21 protein-coding genes and 1 tRNA gene are annotated in these 19300 nt (G+C 69.0%); 9 read left to right on the top strand and 13 right to left on the bottom strand.

The features are described from left to right. Positions 1 to 83 precede the first annotated feature (83 nt). A complete protein-coding gene (locus IE660_RS11705) occupies positions 84 to 2138 on the top strand; it encodes a HelD family protein (RefSeq protein ID WP_203568533.1) in 2055 nt (684 codons plus the stop codon). Here the strand turns inward: IE660_RS11705 and IE660_RS11710 are convergent. From IE660_RS11710 to IE660_RS11730, 5 genes are all read right to left on the bottom strand, one after another. Continuing rightward, a complete protein-coding gene (locus IE660_RS11710; RefSeq protein WP_203568534.1) occupies positions 2095 to 3012 on the bottom strand; it encodes a phosphotransferase family protein in 918 nt (305 codons plus the stop codon). The genes IE660_RS11705 and IE660_RS11710 overlap by 44 nt on opposite strands. After that, positions 3009 to 3848, bottom strand: coding sequence for an ABC transporter permease (locus tag IE660_RS11715; protein ID WP_203568535.1), 840 nt, complete (start codon positions 3846 to 3848; stop codon positions 3009 to 3011). The genes IE660_RS11710 and IE660_RS11715 overlap by 4 nt, the downstream gene beginning before the upstream one ends. Further along, entirely contained in the window at positions 3845 to 4696 is an 852-nt protein-coding gene (locus tag IE660_RS11720) for an ABC transporter permease (RefSeq protein ID WP_235997781.1), read from the bottom strand. Before IE660_RS11720 ends, IE660_RS11715 begins: the two co-directional genes overlap by 4 nt. Further along, positions 4689 to 5621, bottom strand: a complete 933-nt coding sequence (locus tag IE660_RS11725) for an ABC transporter ATP-binding protein (RefSeq protein WP_456237016.1) — start codon at positions 5619 to 5621, stop codon at positions 4689 to 4691. Before IE660_RS11725 ends, IE660_RS11720 begins: the two co-directional genes overlap by 8 nt. A 68-nt stretch (positions 5622 to 5689) precedes the next feature. After that, positions 5690 to 6397: a copper homeostasis protein CutC gene (locus IE660_RS11730; protein WP_203568537.1), complete on the bottom strand. Its 708-nt coding sequence runs from the start codon at positions 6395 to 6397 to the stop codon at positions 5690 to 5692. 90 nt (positions 6398 to 6487) lie between these two features. Between IE660_RS11730 and IE660_RS11735 the strand changes: the two genes are divergently transcribed. Continuing rightward, entirely contained in the window at positions 6488 to 6958 is a 471-nt protein-coding gene (locus IE660_RS11735) for a hypothetical protein (protein ID WP_203568538.1), read from the top strand. Positions 6959 to 6961: 3 nt separating this feature from the next. Here the strand turns inward: IE660_RS11735 and IE660_RS11740 are convergent, their stop codons facing one another. The 4 genes from IE660_RS11740 to groL form a co-directional block, all read right to left on the bottom strand. Further along, a complete protein-coding gene (locus tag IE660_RS11740) occupies positions 6962 to 7576 on the bottom strand; it encodes a YbaB/EbfC family nucleoid-associated protein (protein ID WP_203568539.1) in 615 nt (204 codons plus the stop codon). 104 nt (positions 7577 to 7680) lie between these two features. Further along, positions 7681 to 8391, bottom strand: coding sequence for a hypothetical protein (locus IE660_RS11745; protein ID WP_203568540.1), 711 nt, complete (start codon positions 8389 to 8391; stop codon positions 7681 to 7683). Between the two features lie 12 nt (positions 8392 to 8403). Beyond that, positions 8404 to 8685, bottom strand: coding sequence for a type VII secretion target (locus IE660_RS11750; protein WP_203568541.1), 282 nt, complete (start codon positions 8683 to 8685; stop codon positions 8404 to 8406). 156 nt (positions 8686 to 8841) lie between these two features. Beyond that, positions 8842 to 10464: a chaperonin GroEL gene (groL, locus tag IE660_RS11755; RefSeq protein WP_203568542.1), complete on the bottom strand. Its 1623-nt coding sequence runs from the start codon at positions 10462 to 10464 to the stop codon at positions 8842 to 8844. A 207-nt stretch (positions 10465 to 10671) separates the two neighbouring features. Here groL and IE660_RS11760 point away from each other — a divergent pair, with 207 nt between their 5' ends. Beyond that, positions 10672 to 11211, top strand: coding sequence for a hypothetical protein (locus IE660_RS11760; RefSeq protein ID WP_203568543.1), 540 nt, complete (start codon positions 10672 to 10674; stop codon positions 11209 to 11211). Here the strand turns inward: IE660_RS11760 and IE660_RS11765 are convergent. Further along, positions 11132 to 11419, bottom strand: a complete 288-nt coding sequence (locus IE660_RS11765) for a DUF3263 domain-containing protein (protein ID WP_235997783.1) — start codon at positions 11417 to 11419, stop codon at positions 11132 to 11134. The two genes, IE660_RS11760 and IE660_RS11765, sit on opposite strands and share 80 nt — an antisense overlap. Before the next feature lie 83 nt (positions 11420 to 11502). Between IE660_RS11765 and IE660_RS11770 the strand changes: the two genes are divergently transcribed. Both IE660_RS11770 and manA read left to right on the top strand, forming a co-directional pair. Continuing rightward, positions 11503 to 12591 carry a Gfo/Idh/MocA family protein gene (locus IE660_RS11770; protein ID WP_203568545.1) on the top strand — a complete coding sequence of 363 codons (1089 nt, stop codon included), beginning with the start codon at positions 11503 to 11505 and terminating at the stop codon, positions 12589 to 12591. Further along, a complete protein-coding gene (gene manA, locus IE660_RS11775; RefSeq protein WP_203568546.1) occupies positions 12588 to 13775 on the top strand; it encodes a mannose-6-phosphate isomerase, class I in 1188 nt (395 codons plus the stop codon). Before IE660_RS11770 ends, manA begins: the two co-directional genes overlap by 4 nt. Before the next feature lies 1 nt (position 13776). Here manA and IE660_RS11780 read toward each other — a convergent pair whose 3' ends face one another. Beyond that, positions 13777 to 14799 (bottom strand): hydroxyacid dehydrogenase, encoded by a 1023-nt coding sequence (locus tag IE660_RS11780; RefSeq protein WP_203568547.1) that lies wholly within the window; start codon positions 14797 to 14799, stop codon positions 13777 to 13779. Between the two features lie 110 nt (positions 14800 to 14909). Here IE660_RS11780 and IE660_RS11785 point away from each other — a divergent pair. Then, positions 14910 to 14982, top strand: a tRNA-Thr gene (locus tag IE660_RS11785). 1 nt (position 14983) lies between these two features. Beyond that, positions 14984 to 15607, top strand: coding sequence for a class I SAM-dependent methyltransferase (locus tag IE660_RS11790; RefSeq protein ID WP_328701941.1), 624 nt, complete (start codon positions 14984 to 14986; stop codon positions 15605 to 15607). A gap of 13 nt (positions 15608 to 15620) precedes the next feature. Here IE660_RS11790 and IE660_RS11795 read toward each other — a convergent pair whose 3' ends face one another. Together IE660_RS11795 and IE660_RS11800 are read right to left on the bottom strand one after the other, a co-directional pair. Next, positions 15621 to 16280 (bottom strand): response regulator, encoded by a 660-nt coding sequence (locus IE660_RS11795; protein ID WP_203568548.1) that lies wholly within the window; start codon positions 16278 to 16280, stop codon positions 15621 to 15623. Beyond that, positions 16274 to 17527, bottom strand: a complete 1254-nt coding sequence (locus IE660_RS11800; protein WP_203568549.1) for a sensor histidine kinase — start codon at positions 17525 to 17527, stop codon at positions 16274 to 16276. The genes IE660_RS11795 and IE660_RS11800 overlap by 7 nt, the downstream gene beginning before the upstream one ends. A 140-nt stretch (positions 17528 to 17667) precedes the next feature. On the opposite strand from IE660_RS11800, the gene IE660_RS11805 reads away from it, so the two are divergent. Both IE660_RS11805 and IE660_RS11810 read left to right on the top strand, forming a co-directional pair. Further along, entirely contained in the window at positions 17668 to 18390 is a 723-nt protein-coding gene (locus IE660_RS11805; protein ID WP_203568550.1) for an ABC transporter ATP-binding protein, read from the top strand. Then, positions 18387 to 19295: a hypothetical protein gene (locus tag IE660_RS11810; RefSeq protein WP_203568551.1), complete on the top strand. Its 909-nt coding sequence runs from the start codon at positions 18387 to 18389 to the stop codon at positions 19293 to 19295. The genes IE660_RS11805 and IE660_RS11810 overlap by 4 nt, the downstream gene beginning before the upstream one ends. The last annotated feature ends 5 nt before the right edge of the window (positions 19296 to 19300 follow it).

Consider the following 19300-nt stretch of genomic DNA (forward strand, 5'->3'; position numbering starts at 1 on the left):
CAGAACCCGCGCCCGACGCGGGTCGCCCGGTCGGGTGCACCCGCCGGGCAGCAGCTTCGTCCCACACCTGCCGGGAGACCGCCATGCCTGATGCCGTGATCGCCGCCGAACGCGCCCACCTCGAACGAGCCCGCGAGGCGTTGGCCGGCATGCGCAGCGACACCGCCGACTGGCGCACGGCCAGCGCGGGTGACCACGTCTCGACCCAGATCCTCAAGCAGATGCTGTTCCGGCGGATGAAGTCGCTGCAGGACGACCCGACCGTGCCGCTGTTCTTCGGACGGATCGACTACCGCGCCGACCTCGGGGCCGACGAGGACGAGACCTGCCACATCGGACGCCGGCATGTCGCGGCCTCACTCGGCGGTGACCCGCTGGTGATGGACTGGCGGGCGCCGATGGCGCTGCCGTTCTACCGGGCGCGCCCCGACGACCCGATGGGCATCGGACTGCGCCGTCGGTTCGGCTTCCACCACGGCCAGATCACCGCCTACGAGGACGAGTCCCTGACCTCGGGCGCCGCGGGGCACTCCACGATCCTCGAGGACGAGATCGAGCGTCCGCGCACGGGACCGATGCGCGACATCGTCGCCACCATCCAACCTGACCAGGACGTGCTGGTGCGCACCCCGCTGGAGCAGTCGATGGCGATCCAAGGGGCGCCCGGCACGGGCAAGACCGCCGTCGGACTGCATCGAGCCGCGTACCTGCTCTACGCCCACCGCCAGCAACTGTCGCGCACCGGGGTCATGGTGATCGGTCCCAACGATGCCTTCCTGGGCTACATCGGCGACGTACTGCCCGCGCTCGGCGAGATCGACGCCACCCAGGAGACGGTCGAGTCGCTGGTCAGCGCCGCCACTGGCCTGAGCGTCAAGGGTGCCGACGAGCCGGCGGTCGGCGTGCTCAAGGGCGATCCGCGGATGGCGACCCTGCTGCACCGGGCGCTGTGGTCACATGTCGGCGAACCGAGCGAGATGCTGGTCGTCCCGGTCGGGCACCGGCAGGTGCGCGTGCCCACCCACCAGGTCGTCGAGGCCGTCCACGGTGTGGTCGAGCGCGGGGTGCGTTACGAGGCCGGCCGGGTGATGGTGCCGCAACGGCTGGCCCACCAGGTGCTGCTGCGCCTCGAGGTGGCCGGTGAGACCACCGACGACCGGGTGCAGGCGGCGGTCGCCCGAACCCCGGCGGTCAAGGCCATGGCCAAGCAGTTGTGGCCGGCGGTCAAGGCCACCACGTTGGTGCACCAACTGCTCAGCGATGCCGGCTTCCTCGCCACCCACGCCGACGGGCTGCTCGAGGCGGGAGAGCAGTCGCTGCTGATCGGCACCAAGCCGCCCCGCAGTCCAGGCTCACGTCGCTGGACCCTGGCCGACCTGGTGCTCGTCGACGAGGTGGTCGACCTGCTCACCCGCACCCCGAGCCTGGGGCACGTGATCGTGGACGAGGCGCAGGACCTCTCGGCGATGATGCTGCGGGCTGCCGGACGCCGCGCGACCACCGGATCAGTCACGCTGCTCGGTGACCTGGCCCAGGCCACCACGCCGTGGGGGCTGCGCGACTGGACCGCAGCCCTGTCGCACATCGGGCACACCGACGCGGTGGTCAACGAACTGGTCGAGGGTTTCCGGGTGCCCGGTGACGTGATCAAGTTCGCGGCCCGGTTGCTGCCCAGTATCGCGCCCGATCTGACCCTGCCACGCTCGGTGCGTCGTAACCGGGGCGACCTGGTGGTGCGCCGCGCCGACCCCCTGTCCGAGGTGGGGCCGGTGGCCGCAGAACTGCTGGAGCGTGAGGGCACGCTGGGTGTGATCGTGCCGCCGTCGTGGGTGGACGAGGTGTCGGATCGCCTCGACCGGGCGCAGGTGCCGCACAGCGTCCTGGGGCGCGAGCGAGCTGCAGGGCCCAACGAGTCCGACGTGCTCCCGAGCGAACTGATCACCCGGGTCGAGGTGGTCGACTCCCAGCTGGCCAAGGGTCTGGAGTTCGACCACGTGCTGCTGCTGGAACCCGCCACGATGGCCGAGGCCGAACCAGACGAGGTGACCGGGCTGCGCCGGCTCTACGTCTGCCTGACCCGAGCCGTGAGCAGCCTCACCGTGCTGCACTCCGTCGACCTGCCGGCCGCGCTGCGTTGACCGTCGCGGTCGCACGCGAGACATAGTGCTCCAGCAGGTCGGCCCGGCGATCCAGCGACCACCGCACGAGGTCGACCGCCTGAAGAAGCCGCATCCTGGCCAGGGTCTGGTCCAGGTCGTCACCCTCGACACCGAAGGGTGCGGCGAAGTCGCCTGCGGCATGCCGGAAGTGACCCTCCTGCAGGTGCATCAGGTCCGCCCATGGCACTGGACCCGCCGCCGCCGACCCCCAGTCGAGCAGCACCAGCTCGCCGTCGTCTGCGACCAGCACGTTGCCGGGATTGAGGTCGCCGTGGCACAGGCCGTGGACGAGCTCCACCTCTGCCAGTGTGGCGAACTGTTCGTCCAACCACCCCGTGTCGTCGGCGCCGTAGACGCCCAACCCGCGCAGAGCGTCGCCGGGGGCCAGTGCGGCCCGGTTGTAGGTGACGTGCTGCTGCCAGGCCGAGGGCAGGTCTCGTCCGAACCGGGAGAACAGGTGCTCGGGGGCGCTATCTAGGTCGATGGTGGCCAGCCGGGTCGCATACTCCCCCAGGCGCTGCCACAGCTCGGGTGAGGCCGGGTCGGGGTGGTGTCCCCGCGCCCGCTCGTGGACGATGTGCGGCACGCCGTCGACTTCGCCGACCGCCACCACCCCGGGCGTGGGTACACCGACGCCTCGCGCCGCCTCGGCGCACCAGGCCTCCTTGACGAACTCCCCGACATCGCTGACCGTGCCGCGCAACGGGTCGCGGGCGAACCGGACGACCACCTCGTCGGTGGCGTACACGTGGTTGGTGACACCCGTGCTCTCGAGCGGGGCGAACGACCCGCCCAAGCCGTGGGCCTCGGCCACGGCGGCGACCATCCCGGCCGGGTCGAGTCGTCCGCTCATCGCAGGAACAGCTTTCGCATTCGCACGGTGGTCACCCACAGACCGAGGGCTGTCATCGCGGTGAAGTAGGTGGCGTGCCCCAGCGTGGCCCAGGTCAGGTGACCGACCGCGAGATGGCGCATCAGCTCGACCCCGTGCCACAGCGGCAGCGCCTGGATGAACAACTGCACGGCGCTCGGGTAGACGCTGATCGGGTACAGCGTCGCCGAGAACAGGAACATCGGCAGCATCGCGAACATGATCAGGTCGAGTTGCTGGAAGCGCTGCGCGAAGCTGGTCACGCCCATGCCGACCGCGGCGAAACCGAAGGCGATCAGCACCGCCGCCGGCACCATCAACAACGCCCACCACGAGGTGGCCAGCCCGAGCGCTGCCATCACGGCGAGGAAGGCGACCGCGTACAGCAGACCCCGGAACAGCGCCAGCATGATCTCGCCCAGCGCCACGTCGAGCGGGCCGAGTGAGGTCTGCAGCATGGCCTGGTAGAGCTTGCCGAAATTGAGCTTGAAGAACACGTTCATCGTCGAGTCGTAGATGGCGCCGTTCATGGCCGAGGTGGCCAGCATGGCCGGGGCGATGTAGGCGGCGTAGCTCACCTTCGCCCCGCCCGGGCCCTCGACCTCACCGACCAAGGCGCCAAGGCCCCAGCCCATCGCCAGCAGGTACAACACCGGCTCGAAGAAGCCGGAGATGATGATGCCCCAGTTCTGTGTCTTGATCGCCTGCCAGCCCCGCTCGAGCACCGCGACCATGTTCCCTGACCAGATCCCCGGGGCCGGGCGCGGGCGGGCCAGCCGCTCGACGGCCAGTTGGGTGGGTGACAGTTCGCGGCTCATCGGGTCAACCTGCGGGTGTAGAAGCGGCATGACAGCGCTGCCCCGACGACCGCCATGGTGACCAGCACCAGCACGTGGACGACCACCAGCCAGGCCGGTTCGCGCAGGCCGTAGCTGGCCCAGCGGGCGAGCTGGGTGCCGTGCCAGACCGGGGAGATCCAGCCGATCCACTGCAGGTAGGTCGGCATGGTCGACAGAGGGAAGTAGGTGCCCGAGAACAGCATCATCGGCATCACGATGAACCGCTGGACGAAGTTGAACGCCATCCCGTCGCGCTTGAGGGTGGCGGCGTAGGCCTGCAGGGGTGCACCGAAGGCGACCGCGGACAGCGCTGCGATCGGCACCGTCAGCCACGACCAGGGGCTGCTCGTGGCCCCGAACGCCAGCATGAACAACCAGAACACGATCGCCTGCGCGACGAAGCGCAGCGTCACCGCCAGCAGGTGCCCCAACGAGATCTGCGCTGGGGTCACCGGGGTCGCGGCCGGGCCGTAGTAGGTGCGCCTCCACCGGAAGCCGGCCATCACCGGGTAGGTCAACTCCCCCGAGGCGGCAGCCACGATGGTGGCGACCATGACCGCCGGCGCGACGAAGACCAGGTAACTCACCCCGTCGACGGTCTGGCCGTTGGCGCTGACCAGCGCGCCCAGTCCGACCCCGAGCGCGACCAGGTAGAACAGCGGCTGACCCACGCCGACCGCGACCACCGTCCACAGGTAGGCCCGCATCGACCGCAGCGAGGTCTCGGCGTAGTACCAGACCCCGAAGCGGCGGGCCCGGCCGGCCAACTCGGTCGGCTCACCGGCCCGCCCGGACGCCGCCAGGCGTGAGACGTCGATGTCAGTCAACGAGGGTCCTCCCGGTGAGTCGGAGGAACACGTCCTCCAGCGACGAGCGACGCACCAGCGAGGTGACCGGGTGCAGGCCGGCGCCGCTGACCCGTTCGAGGGTGGCCTCACCGTCGGCGCTGTAGAGCAGGATGCGGTCGGGCAGCACCTCGATGCGCTCGGCCAGGCCCTCGAGTTGGGCCACCACCTGCGCGTTGCGCTGCGACCCGAACCGCAGTTCCAGCACCTCACGGGTGGAGTACTGGCGAATCAGTTGCGCCGGCGACCCCTCGGCCATGATCGTGCCCTTGTCGATGACGATCAGCCGGTCGCACAACTGCTCGGCCTCATCCATGAAGTGGGTGGTGACGATCAGGGTGACACCAGCCTCCTTGAGCCTGAACAGCCGGTCCCACAGCGTGTGCCTGGCCTGCGGGTCGAGGCCGGTGGTCGGTTCGTCCAGCAGCAGCACCTCGGGCTCGTTGACCAGACCCCGGGCGATGGTGAGCCGGCGCTTCATGCCACCAGAGAGATCATCGACGCGAGCACTGGCCTTGTCAGTGAGCTGGGCGAACTCGAGCAACTCGGCCGACTTGGGCACCAGGTACGACCGGGGCAAGCCGAAGTAGCGCCCGTACATGATCAGGTTCTCGCGCACCTTGAGGTCGTCGTCGAGGTTGTCCTGCTGCGGGACGACCCCCAGGTGCGCCCTGACCTGGGGTCCTTGGGTCTCGGGGTCGAGACCGACCACCGACAACTCGCCTGCGGTGCGCCCCAACGTGCCGCCGATCATCCGCATGGTGGTGGACTTGCCGGCACCGTTGGGCCCGAGCAGACCGAACGACTCGCCACGGCGCACGTCGAAGTCGATGCCGTCGACGGCCACGAAGTCTCCGTACGCCTTGGTCAGTCCGCGCGCCCGGATCACCAGTTCCTCTGAGGTCACCACCGCAGCGTACGGGGCGCAGCTGACACTCTCCTGCCGAGTCGCGTTGGCCTGACCGCCGCCCACGTTCAGTGGGGACGGTGGGCAGCGACCTCGTCGTCGATCAGGGTGCGCCACGAGTGCACGAGTCCGGCGTCCACGTAGGCCTTGTACGAGCCCTGCGGACGAGCCGGAGTCCCGATGTGGAAGGCCCGCACGCCCGCGCGGACCAGCCAGGGTACGTGGTCGGGCTTGAGACCCCCACCGGCCATCACCAGGTCGGCAGCACCAGGCACCTCCCGGCAGACCGACAACACCTCGTCCAGACCGTGACCCAGACCCCGTGACGAGCCAGCGGTCAGCACCTGGTCCACTCCCGGCAGTGTAGGGACGACCTGCCAGGCCTTGCGGTAGTCGAACGCCCAGTCGATGGCACGGTGGAAGGTCCACGGGGCGTCGATGTCGGCCACCATCGCCTCGCAGGTGCCCCGGTCGACTTCGTTGAGGGCGTTGAGGAAGCCCAGGACGACCCCGTCAGCGCCTGCGGAGAGGTAGCTGCGAATCAGCCCGATCAACCGGGTGGCCTCACCGCCGTCGGTCGACCAGCCCTCGCGCAGGTGGATCATCGGCCGGATCTGGATCGAGACCAGGGAGCGCACCTTCTCGACCATGGCCGGTTCGGGCGAGGTGCCCTCGTGGTCCATCGATCCGAGCAGCTCCACCCGATCGGCGCCACCCTCTTCGGCACGCCTGGCGTCGTGCTCGTGCAGCGCGATGACCTCCAGCAGTCCTGACATGTCACCAGTGTGGACGAGATGGGCTCGGGACTCGCCGGGACTCGCTGCACCAAGCGATGGCTAGCATGAAGTGCATCCGGGAGGAGCGCCATGAAGCAGGGCCAACTGGTGTGGGTGGCGGTGACGATCATCGCGGTGGTCGCGCTCGTCGTTGCTTTGGCGACCTACTCCGCAAGGTCGGGCAGGGGTGGTCTGCACCTGCGAACGGGCGACGACCTGTCTGCGGCCATCGCCGAGATGGCGAAACGGTCCGGGTGCAACCGGGCGGTCGAGGTGACGGTGAACAAGCTCGGCGTCACCGCGCTGTTCGACTGCGACAGTCGGCTAGTGCGGCACCTGGCCAGGGACGGATCGATGGTGTCCAACAACGAGGGCAGCTCCGCCGGACGAGCCACCTTCGACACGAGCGCACTGGCCTGGCGGAATGCATGGCACCGGGTCGCCGAGAGTTCACACAGCGATGCCTCCATCACCGTCACGGCGGCAACCTCCGAGCAGGCGCAGGTGCACCTGCAGGAAGGCGGCAGAGTGAAGCCGCTGACAACGGACTTCAGGGGCTGAACCTCACCAGGGCAATTGGTCGCGGAACTCTTGGGCGCTTCCGGCAGCGCCGTCGAGGATGATCGAGTCGTTCAGCTGTCCTTGGGCGACCGACCGGGCGTCAAGCGCTTGACGCCATGCCTCGAGCACCGTGTCGGCAAACGTGAGGTTGTCGACGTCACGCAGACCAAACCTGTCCACCTCAAGGTGTGAGAACTCTCCGCTGCCGGTCACGTGGACGGTCACCAAGCCATCGGCGCTGCGGCCGGTCCAGTCGGTGGCGACGATGCGGTCAGCGCCTTCGGCGACCTCGAGCAGGCCCTGACGCAACGCATCCAGTTCGGCGGGCAGATCCGCCACAGCGTTCTGAACGTGACTCCGCGCATCCCCAGTGTCCGGGGGCAGGTCGGGAAACTCAACACCGAGAACCTCGGTGAAGCCACGCTTGACGCGCTCCACCCCCAGTTCACGCGCCGCCCGCTGGGCGGCGCGTATCGCGTCCGACAGCGGCTCGGGCTTGGTCACCAGGTGCGGTTCGACGGCAAGTCCGAGCACCTGACCGACGGGGTTCTCGACCATGCGCACCCCGTCGGCCTGTCCCTCGTCGCCCTGCTGCTGGATCTCGGACAACTGCTCCATACGTCGCTGGAGTCGCTCGATCGCCTCCCTGACGCCGTCAATGTCCTCGGACGCCCCGGCGCGTCGGATCTGTTCGACCAGGTCATTGAGCGATGCGCTGCTCATCAGGCCTTCTTGGTGTAGTTGGCGAGGGCGTCGACCTCACCCTGCAGCGTGGGGATGGCGGCAGGGGGCGGCGTCAGCACGTTGCCGGTTCGCTGGATCGGGTTGGTGTACAACGCCGATGCCAGGAATCCTGCTTGGCGGTTGATGCCGCTCGACTGCCTTCCCATGGTCGACAGGAACTCGATCAACATGCCGACCACGGCGACGACGAACGTGCCCCAGGCAACCACGGCGGGCCAGATGATGCCCGGGGCCGCCGGCGGCACCGCCCACGCCGCCGCCATCCCGATGCACATGGCGATCGTCGCGCCCAACAGGCTCTTGATCAGAGTGGCCTCGGCCGCACCCACGTTCTCCATCACGGTCGCGAGTTGCTGGGCCAACGGACCCAGCTGCTCGAGCACCGGTGCGAGGGTCTCCGTCCAGAACTCGTCCAGCGCCACGGCAGCGGGACCCTCCCAGTACTCCTGGAACTGATTGAGTGGGCTGACCATCTGCTGTCCAGCGGCGACCACCCCAAGCTGGATGTCCAGGTACTGCTGCGCGGTCTTGCCGAACGCGAATGGACTGGCCACAGCCGTCAGGATCACGGCGGCGTCGATGGCTGCCACAGCGACACCGGCTCCCACAGGCATCGACAGGCCCACGGCCACCTTGACGGCTCCACCGAGAACGGCCGCGGTCGCAACCGTCGTCAGGTCCACTGCCATTGTCCGATCCTCTCAGCCCTGCTGCTCTTCGTAGGTCTGGTACAGCTTCCCCGCTGCGGTGATCGACTCCCCCAGCTTCGAGAAGCAGGTGGCCATGGCCGTCACCGCGTCCAGCAACTGCTCGCGAGCCCCTTCCACCGCACCACGAGTCCCCAGCCCGAGGAGCGGCCACTCCTGCCAGCCCATCTCGGCCTGCTCGATCAGCGGCTTGACGGTGTCGTTGAACATGGTGGCCTCGTCGGTGAGCTTCTTGCCGAGGGCTTGTAGCTTCTCGGTCTCGACTGAGATCGTCATGGGCCCCTCCTTCAGTCCAAGCTTGGCATCCGGCCGGGCCATCCCAGGCAGCGCCCGCATCCAGATGAGTAGCGCGACTCACTTGCCGGAGTGCGCCGCGAGGGGCGGCCCTCCTGGTGGAGGACCGCCCCTCGTGTGAGCGTGTCTGGCGTGGACTCAGAAGTCCATGCCGCCCATGCCGCCGTCACCGGCCGGAGCGGCCGGGGCCTTCTCGGGCTTGTCGGCGATCACGGCCTCGGTGGTGAGGAACAGCGCGGCGATCGACGCGGCGTTCTGCAGGGCCGCGCGGGTCACCTTGGTCGGGTCGGGGATGCCGGCCTCGAGCATGTTGACGTACTCGCCGGTCGCGGCGTTCAGGCCCTCGCCGGCACCCAGGCCGGCCACCTTCTCGACCACGACGCCACCCTCCAGGCCCGCGTTGACCGCGATCTGGCGCAGCGGGGCGTTGCAGGCGGTGAAGACGATCCGGGCACCAGTCGCCTCGTCGCCCTCGAGACCTTCGACCTTGGCGCTCTTGGCAGCCTGCACCAGCGCGACGCCTCCGCCGGGCACGATGCCCTCCTCGACGGCAGCCTTCGCGTTGCGCACGGCGTCCTCGATGCGGTGCTTGCGCTCCTTGAGCTCGACCTCGGTGGCCGCGCCGACCTTGATGACGGCCACGCCACCGGCCAGCTTGGCCAGACGCTCCTGCAGCTTCTCGCGGTCGTAGTCGGAGTCGGTCTTCTCGATCTCCTTGCGGATCTGGCTGACCCGACCGGCGAGCTGGTCGGCGTCGCCGGCACCGTCGATGATGGTGCACTCGTCCTTGGTGACGATGACCGAGCGGGCCTTGCCGAGCAGCTCGAGGGTCACGCCGTCGAGCGACAGGCCGACCTCCTCGCTGATCACCTGGCCACCGGTGAGGATGGCGATGTCAGTGAGCATGGCCTTGCGGCGGTCACCGAAGCCGGGAGCCTTGACCGCGATCGACTTGAAGGTGCCGCGGATCTTGTTGACGATCAGGCCGGCGAGGGCCTCACCGTCGACGTCCTCGGCGATCACCAGCAGCGGCTTGGCGGTCTGCATGACCTTCTCCAGCACCGGCAGCAGGTCCTTGAGCGAGCTGATCTTGGAGTTGGCGATCAGCACGTAGGGGTCGTCCAGGACGGCCTCCATGCGCTCGGCGTCGGTGACGAAGTAGGGCGAGATGTAGCCCTTGTCGAACCGCATGCCCTCGGTGAGCTCGAGGTCGATGCCGAAGGTGTTCGACTCTTCGACGGTGATGACGCCTTCCTTGCCGACCTTGTCCATCGCCTCGGCGATGATCTCGCCGACCGACGCGTCGCCGGCCGAGATCGAGGCGGTGGCAGCGATCTGCTCCTTGGTCTCGACCTGGGTGGCCTGCTTGGTCAGCTCGTCCGAGATGGCGGCGACAGCGGTCTCGATGCCGCGCTTGAGCGACATCGGGTTCGCGCCGGCGGTCACGTTGCGCAGACCCTCGCGCACCATGGCCTGGGCCAGGACGGTGGCGGTGGTGGTGCCGTCGCCAGCGACGTCGTCGGTCTTCTTGGCGACCTCCTTGACCAGCTCGGCCCCGATCTTCTCGTACGGGTCCTCGAGCTCGATCTCCTTGGCGATCGAGACACCGTCGTTGGTGATGGTGGGCGAGCCCCACTTCTTCTCCAGGACGACGTTGCGGCCCTTCGGGCCGAGCGTGACCTTCACCGCGTCGGCGAGGACGTTCATGCCCCGCTCGAGCCCGCGGCGGGCCTCGACGTTGAATTCAATGAGCTTTGCCATGGTTGTTGGGGAATCCTCCCGCGTCGTGGAATCGGAACGTCGGAGGTGGTGCCCGCGACGGCAGATCCATGGGGATCGCCCACACCCGACGTGGCACTCTGACGCTGCGAGTGCCAACATCAGTTTTAGCACTCACCACCGTCGAGTGCAAAGGACGAGGGGCTGGCCTCGCCCCTGCAGACGGGGACCACGTGGAAGGATGACGCCGTGAACGTGATGGTCCGGGTGCGCAACCTCGCCAACTGGTGCAACCTGTCGACCCCACTGGGCCTGTTGGTCGCCCGGCTCGGGGGTGCGCGGGTCGCCCGCGGCGCCAACGGCACCTGGCTCGCCGACGGTTACCGCTCCTCGTTCCCGGTGGCCGGGGCGTTCGCTGTCGGCTCGGTGCTGATCACCGCCCACCCGTCCTGGGAGCGGCTCGAAGCGGCGCGTCCGGGCACGTTGGCCCACGAGGAGAACCACAGCTGGCAGTGGGCCTACATGCTGGGGCTGCCGTTCCTGCCGGCCTACGCCGCCAGCATGGGCTGGTCGTGGCTGCGCACCGGCGACCGGGCGTCCGGCAACTTCTTCGAGCGCGCTGCCGACCTCGAACTGGGCGGTTACGTCGAGGCGCAGGCTCGTCCGTTCAGTGCCGCCCTGGCCGACCTACGGGGACGAGCGCGAGGGCTCAGCGGGATCCGTGCTGGACGAGCCGCGACGCCGAACGGGCATCGCGACGCAAGTCACGCTGACGACGCAGGCGCTTGACCAGCAGTGCGTCGTGGGCCATCGCAGCCGGGTTGTCGAGCAGGGCATTCAGGATCTGGTGGTAGCGGGTCGACGACAACTCGAAGCGCTCGCGGATCTCGTCGTCCTTCGACCGGCTGGCAGCCCACCAGGAGCGCTCGAAGTCGAGGATCTCGGCCTCGCGCTCGCTGAGCGCGGCGGGGTTGACCTCGTTGTGCGCGACTGACATGCCAGCCATCCTAACTGCTGAATCACACCGATGTCATTCCCCCGGTCTTGCCGACCCGAGGCGCGCACGATTGACTGGGAACCATGACCACGACGCCAGGTTCGACGCCTGCGCAGGCACCCCCGTCGCCTGCCGCGGAGCCGGTGCCGAGCGATCGTCCGGTGCGTTGGGGCTTCCTCACCGCGTCGCGGATCGCCAACAAGTGGGCCAACGCCCTCAACCTGCTGACCGGCGAGGCCGACCTGATCGCGGTCGCCTCGCGCGACACCGAGAAGGCAGCCAGTTTCGCGGCGCAGCACGGGGTCAGCGAGGTCGCCGATGACTACCGCAGCCTGGTCACCCGCGACGACATCGACGTGGTCTACGTGTCGTCGCCGCACTCCCACCACCTCGAGCACGCGCTGCTGGCCATCGAGGCCGGCAAGCCGGTGCTGGTCGAGAAGCCGGCCACGCCGACTATGGGCGACAGCCTGCGCCTGATCGAGGCCGCTGCCGACCGCGGGGTCTTCCTGATGGAGGCGATGTGGACGCGCTGCAACCCGATCATCCTGCAGGCCCGTGACCTGATCAGCCGTGGGGTGCTCGGTGATCCGCGGCTGTTCCAGGCCTCGTACCCGGTGCGCTTCGTGGCCCCCGACGAGCACCGGATCTTCAACCCCGACCTGGCCGGGGGCGCGATCCTCGACCTGGGCGTCTACCCGGCCCACCTCGCCCATGCCCTGCTGGGTCGACCCGACCGCGTCGGCGCCTTCGGCACGTTGACCCACACCGGCGTCGACAACACCTCGGTCGCCGAACTCACGTGGCAGTCGTCGAAGGGCACCTGCTTGGGCACCCTGGTCACCAGCCTCGAGGGTGAAGGGCTGCAGCGGCTCGAACTGGTGGGCACCGCGGGCACCCTGGCCATCGAGAACTTCGTCAAGCCCGACCGAATGACGTTCACCCCGCACGGTGGCCAACCCCAGCAGTTCGTCACCAGCTACCCGCCCGGTGGGTACACCTTCCAGGCCCAGGAGGTGCACCGCAGCCTGCGTCTGGGGCGCACCGAGAGCGAGTTGGTGCCCTGGCAGTCGACCCTCGACGTGGCGTGGCTGCTGGAACACTGGATCGACGGCGTCCGCCGCAGCGCCGACGACTCCCACCCCGACACTGCGAGCGAGGACGACGCGTGATCGAGATCACCGGCACCATCCAGCCCTACCACTGGGGGTCGCACGACGCCATCCCTGCCCTGCTGGGCACCTCGGCCACCAGCGAGCCCCAGGCCGAGTACTGGCTCGGTGCCCATCCGGCGGCGCCGAGTCCGCTGGTCGAGCAGGACGGCGACCTGGCCCAGTGGTTGAGCAACACCCCGGACGCACTCGGCAACCGCAGCAGGGACGCCTTCGGAGACCGGCTGCCGTTCCTGCTCAAGTTGCTGTCGGCTGCCGAACCGCTGAGCCTGCAGGCCCACCCCACCCGCGAGCAGGCCGAGCAGGGCCATGCTCGAGAAGAGGCCGCCGGGATCGCCGTCGACGACCCGAAGCGGATCTACCGCGACACCTGGCCCAAGCCCGAGATGATGGTCGCGCTGACCCGAGTCGACGCTCTGTGCGGGTTCCGCGACCCGGCCGAGTCGACGGCACTGTTCGAGGCACTGTCACTGCCGGCGGAGTTCGCCGCCGTCATCGGGCCGCTGGTGCAGCGTGGCGGAGAGGCCGGGATCGCGGAGGTGTTCCTCGACGCGCTGAGCTCCTCGTCCGACCGGCGCACCTGGACCAACGAACTGGTCGCCGCCGCTGTGCGCCGCCAGGACGACGAAGGACCGGTGGGTGAGTTCGCCCGCACCGCCGTCGAACTGGACGCCCACCATCCCTCCGACCCGGGCATCATCGCCGCCCTGCTGCTCAACCGGGTGAGCCTGGCCCCCGGCGAGGCACTGTTCCTCGATGCGGGCAACCTGCACGCCTACCTGCACGGCACCGGCGTCGAGATCATGGCCAACTCCGACAACGTGCTGCGCGGGGCCCTGACCTCCAAGCACATCGACGTGGACGAACTGGTCCGCGTGGTCAACTTCAGCCCCAGCACGCCGTCCTTGGTCGAGGTGGACCAGGAGTCGCCGGGCATCTGGCGCTACCGCACCCCGGCGCCCGAGTTCGCGCTGTGGCAACTCACGCCCGACGGCTCGTCCTCGCTGTTCTCGCCGGCACCCGACCTGGCTCGGATCGCGATCGTGCTGCAGGGCCACGTGGTGGCGAGCTCGTCCTCGGGCACGGTCGAGTTGGTGCAGGGCCGCTCGGTCTTCCTGCCCGCCGGCGAGGGTGTGCAGTTCGACGGCAACGGCACCGCCTTCCTGGCCGCTGCCGGCGTCTGACTCAGGCCAGGCGGTCGTAGAGCTCGCGGGTGACCTCACCCTCGAGGACGACGGTGGTCGGGTCGTCGGACGAGAGCAGCGCTGCCGCGTTGCGCAGCGCGAGGTCACCCATCCGTGCCAGCTCGTTGCCCTGCGATCCTGCGATGTGCGGGGTCAGGAAGACATTGGGCAGCCCGTACAGCACCGAGTCATCGGGCAACGGTTCGAACGGGTCGGTGGTGTCGATCACAGCCCAGATCCGTCCCGACACCAGCTCGGACTCCAGCGCCGCGTGGTCGACCAGTCCGCCACGGGCGGTGTTGATGAAGGTGGCCCCGTCGGGCAGCAGCGCCAACTCGCGCGCCGTGATCATGCCGCGGGTCGAGTCGAGCAGTGGCGCGTGCAGCGAGACCACGTCGCAACCGGCCAGCAGCTCGTCCAGTTCGACCTTGGTGACGCCGAGACGACCGGCCTCCTCGGCCGTCAGGTAGGGGTCGGCGACCCACACCTCGAGGTCGGTGGAACGGTGCAGGTGCTCGATGACCAGTCGTCCGATGGTCGAGGCGCCGACCAGACCGACCCGGCGCCGGTAGGTACCCGAGGTGGAGAAGTCGCGGTGGTGGTCGACAGAGTGCCCGGGGCGGTACTCGACGTTGGCGCGGAAGACCTGCTTGCAGGCCAGGATGATCATCGCCAACGCGAACTCCCCCACCGGCACGGCGTTGGCAGCCGCAGCCGTGGTGACCCTCACGCCACGCTCGTAGACGACCGGGTAGATGATCGCGCGGACGGTGCCGGCCGAGTGGCAGATGCCGCGCAGCCGGGGCATCCGGCGCAGCACGTCGGCATCGATCCGAGGGGCGCCCCATCCGGTGACCACCACCTCGACCTCGGCCAGTTCGTCGTCGCCGACCTCGTCCCACGACCTGACCACCTGCTCGGGCTCGACCCGCGCGAGGTCGAGCGGCGCCAGCATCTCGGGCCGGAACAGCTGGTCGGTGAAGCGGGGGGTCATGGCGAAACGTACGCGGGAAAGCGTATTCATGGGTGGCATCCTAGGGGGCTTGCACGACTGGCCCGGGAGTGGGTGCGGTGCAGCGGGTTCGCGGCACCGCTTGGCTGGCGGCACAATGGTGGACGCGACCGAGGTCGCACGCCTCCTTAGCTCAGCGGCCAGAGCATCTGTCTTGTAAACAGAGGGTCGCGGGTTCGACTCCCGCAGGGGGCTCGTGAGTCAAGACCAGTCCCGCCCCGAGAAATCACAGTGGCAGCGAATCATCGAGGCCGACCCCGACCACTCGCACCGCTACGTGCAGCGGTTCAAGACGATGGCCGCCAACGGTGCCGACCTGCACGGTGAGACCCGTTTCGTCGACGCCATGGTGCCGCGCGGGTCGCGCATCCTGGACGCCGGCTGCGGGCCCGGTCGGGTGGGTGGCGAACTGCACCGCCGTGGTCACGTGGTGGTCGGTGTCGACGTCGACCCGGTGCTGATCGAGGCCGCCGAAATGGACGAGCCGGGCCCGACCTGGCTGGTCGGCGACCTGGCCGAACTCGACCTGCCCGCGCGTGGGGTGGCCGAGCCGTTCGACGTGATCGTGTGCGCCGGCAACGTGATCACCTTCCTGGCCGCCAGCACCCGGCGTGACGTGCTGGCCGCGTTCGCCGCGCACCTGGCACCCGAGGGACGAGCGGTGGTCGGCTTCGGTGCGGGCCGCGGCTACGAGTTCGCCGAGTTCGTCCAGGACGCGCACGCCTCAGGACTGGCCCTGCAGGTGGCGCTGTCGACCTGGGACCTTCGCCCCTTCGAGGAGGACTCGAACTTCCTGGTGGCGATCTTCGGACGCGCCTGAGTCAGCGAAAGGGTCAGTCGAGCTCGGCGTTGTGCACGCGGATGGCGATCTGCACCCGGTTGCTGGCCCCGAACTTCTCCAGGATCTTGGTGACGTGGGCCTTGACCGTGGCCAGGCTCATGTACTGGGTCTTGGCGATGTCGGCGTTGGTCATGCCCTGACCGATCGCCATCGCGACCTCGCGTTCGCGTTCGGTGAGCGAGTCCAGGTCGGCGCGCGCCTGGTCGAGCCGGGACGACGCCGCGCCCCGGGTGGCGACGGCGATCACCTGCGAGATCACCGACGGTGACAGCGACTGCTCCCCCTCGGCGACCTGACGGATCGACTCGACCATCCGCGGCGGTGGGGTGTCCTTGAGCAGGAACCCTGACGCCCCGACACCCAGTGCCCGAAGCACCATGTCGTCGGCGTCGAAGGTGGTCAGCATGACGACCTTGGGCGCCCCGGGCAGGGCGAGTACCTGCTCGGCTGCGGCCAGCCCGTTCATGCGGGGCATGCGGATGTCCATCAGCACCACGTCGGGGGCGTGCTGTTGGACGAGCCCCACAGCCTCGTCACCATCGCTGCCCTCGGCCACGACCTGAATGTCGTCCTGGCCGCCCAGGATGAGCCGCAGACCGGCCCGCACCAGCGGGTCGTCGTCGATCAGCAGCACCTGGATGGGTTTCACCATGGCAGCCAGACTGTCAGTTCGAAGGTGCCATCGTCGAGAACCGCATGGCGGATGCGTCCACCTGTGATCTGGGCGCGTTCGCGCAGCCCGAGCAGGCCCACGCCCGAGCCCGGAACGGCGAGGGCATCACCCCTGCGCAGGCTGCGGTCGAGGGGGTTGCGACCGGTGATCGTGAGTCCGCGTCCAGGACCACCTGCCAGGTCGAGGGTCAGCTTGGCGTTGGGGGCATGCTTGCGGGCATTGGTGATCGCCTCCTGCACCACCCGGTAGGCGTGCCGCCCGGTCAGCGAGGGCAGCAACTCCGGGTGCTCGACGCTGTCCTTCACCTCGATTCGCTGTCCGCCCGAGCGGGCTTCGTCGAGCAGTTCGCCCAGTTGCTGCAGGGTGGGTTGGGGCTTCTCCGGGGGGAGCGAGACCGTGGGCTCGTCCCCGCGCAGCGAGCCGAGCACACCGCGCAACTCCGACAGCGAGGCGTGGGCGTTCTCCTGGATGACCTGGGCGATCGCGCGGGTCTCGTCGCTGCTGAGGTCGTCGCGGTAGGCCAGCGCACCGGCGTGCATGCTGACCAGGCTCATCCGGTGCGCGAGCACGTCGTGCATCTCCCGAGCGATCCGGTTGCGCTCCGATGCCTGCCCCTGCATCACCCGCAGTTCCTGCTCGCGCTCGGCGGTCTCGGCCCGCTCACGCAGCGTGGTCAGCAGGTCGCGGCGCGCTCCGATGTAGTAGCCGATGGCGATCAGCACCATGGTGAACAGCAGGGCCAACGTCGTGGTCAGCACGTAGTACGAGGGGGGAAGGTCCTCGGCAGCCGGGGCGAGGAAGGCGCCGCCGATGAAGTGGCGTAGCACCATGTCGGCGAACAGCCCCGAACCGGTGAACACCACCGCGACCAGGGCGACGTCGCGCGCCCTGCGCCTGGTGGCCAGGTGGATGAAGGCCCAGATCGCGGGCATTGCTGCGGTCGAGACCACCCCGCTCAGCAGTCCGTAGACCAAGGCGAGGGCGAGCGGGTGGCGGTGACGGGCCCGCATCCACACGATCATGGCCAGCCCGATCAGGGCGTCGAGCACGATCCAGGGCGGCGAGATGGCGGGCGACTGCCCGTCGGCCGGCATGACGAACGAGACGAAGGCCACCGTGGTCAGGGTCAGGAACCACGACAGCACGCAGACCACATAGCCTGCGATCGTCTGCCAGCCGGCGGCCCGAACGTCGGCACGCCACCGCCGCCACAGTCCCCCCACCATGCAGCCAGCCTAGTGAGCCCCAAGCAGTGGCGACATGGACGCAGGTTTGGGACCACCCCGACTTTGGTCGAGGACTGCGGGGGGCGACTCAGCCCTGTGACGGTGGCGCCGACCCGGGTGGCTTGACCAGCATGAGTCCCATGATCACTGTCACCAACCTGACCAAGCGCTACGGCGACGTGCTCGCCGTTGACAACGTGTCATTCCAGGCCCCTCCTGGATCGGTCACCGGCTTCCTCGGCCCGAACGGTGCCGGCAAGTCGACCACGATGCGCTGCGCCGTCGAGCTCACCCCGGCCACCTCGGGCGAGGTCACGATCCTCGGCCAGCGCTACCGCGACCTGCCCAACCCGGCCGCCCGGGTCGGCATCCTGCTGGACGCCTCGGCCCAGCACGCCGGCCGCACCGGCCGCGAGGTGCTCACGCTGGGGGCCATGACCCTCGGCGCCCCGAAGGCTCGCGTCGACGAGGTCCTGCAACTGGTCGGGCTGACCCCCAAGGAGGCCAAGGCTCGGGTCGGCACCTACTCGCTCGGCATGCGCCAGCGCCTGGGCATCGGGCACGCCCTGCTCGGCAACCCCGAGGTGCTGATCCTGGACGAGCCGGCCAACGGTCTCGACCCCCACGGCATCCACTGGATGCGCGGTCTGCTGCGCGGCTTCGCCGACGCCGGCGGCACCGTGCTGCTGAGCTCGCACCTGCTGCACGAGGTGCAGTTGATCGCCGACCGCATCGTCATGATCGGCCGCGGCCGGATCGTGGCCGACGGCACCGTGGACGAGCTGATCGCCGACCACGGCAACCTCGAGGACATGTTCCTCGAGCGCACCGCCACGACCTCTCGCGAAGGGTTCGCGGCGTGACCGCCGACCTGACCCCGACCCATCCCTCCGACCAGACAGGTACTGAGATGACTTCCACCCAGCCCGTCGCGGCTGACCCCATGGCCCACCCACTCACCCAGATGGCGGCTCGTCCCGCCCCGAAGGTCGAACTGCTCAAGCCCACCACCGTCTTCGACCGCGTCGGCTTCGGCTCCCTGGTCAAGGTCGAGATGCGCAAGTTCCTCGACACCCGCGCCGGCGCCTGGCTGCTCGGCATCGGGCTGGCCAGCGCGGTGGGCATCGCCCTGATCTGCGCTGTCTTCTACCGCCAACTGACCGAGATCACCGGCACGTCGTGGACGATGCTGGCCGGCTTCGTCGGCTTCGGTGTGCAGTTGCTGGTGCCGGTGATGGTGATCCTGATGTTCACCACCGAGTGGACCCAGCGCACCACGCTGACCACCTTCAGCCTCGAACCCCGCCGTGGCCGCGTCGTGGCCGCCAAGGGCGTCGTGGCCGTGGCCGTGGCGCTGGCACTGTGGCTCTTCCAGTACGGCATGGCTGCCGTCGGTTCGGCCATCGGCGGCGCCGTCCACCACATCGACGTCGACTGGTCGATGGACTGGAAGATCCTGGCCGGTTCGCTGGCCGCCTACATCATGTCGATGGCGATGGCTGCCGGGTTCGGCATGCTGTTCATGAACACCGCCGCCGCGATCGTCACCTACATGGCGCTGCCGATGGTGGTCTCGACCCTGGGCCTGGCCGGATCCAAGGTGCAGGCCGTGCTCAACTGGGTCGACCTCAGCACGGCATCGGTGCCCCTGCTGCTGGGCGAGTGGAAGGCCAACGACGGGTGGCAGCTGCTCACCGCATCGCTGATCTGGGTGGTGCTCCCGGTCGTGCTCGGCACGTGGCGCTACCTGCGCACCGAGGCCAAGTGACGCTT

The sequence above is a fragment of the Aestuariimicrobium ganziense genome (assembly GCF_015352975.1).
GTDB lineage: Bacteria > Actinomycetota > Actinomycetes > Propionibacteriales > Propionibacteriaceae > Aestuariimicrobium > Aestuariimicrobium ganziense.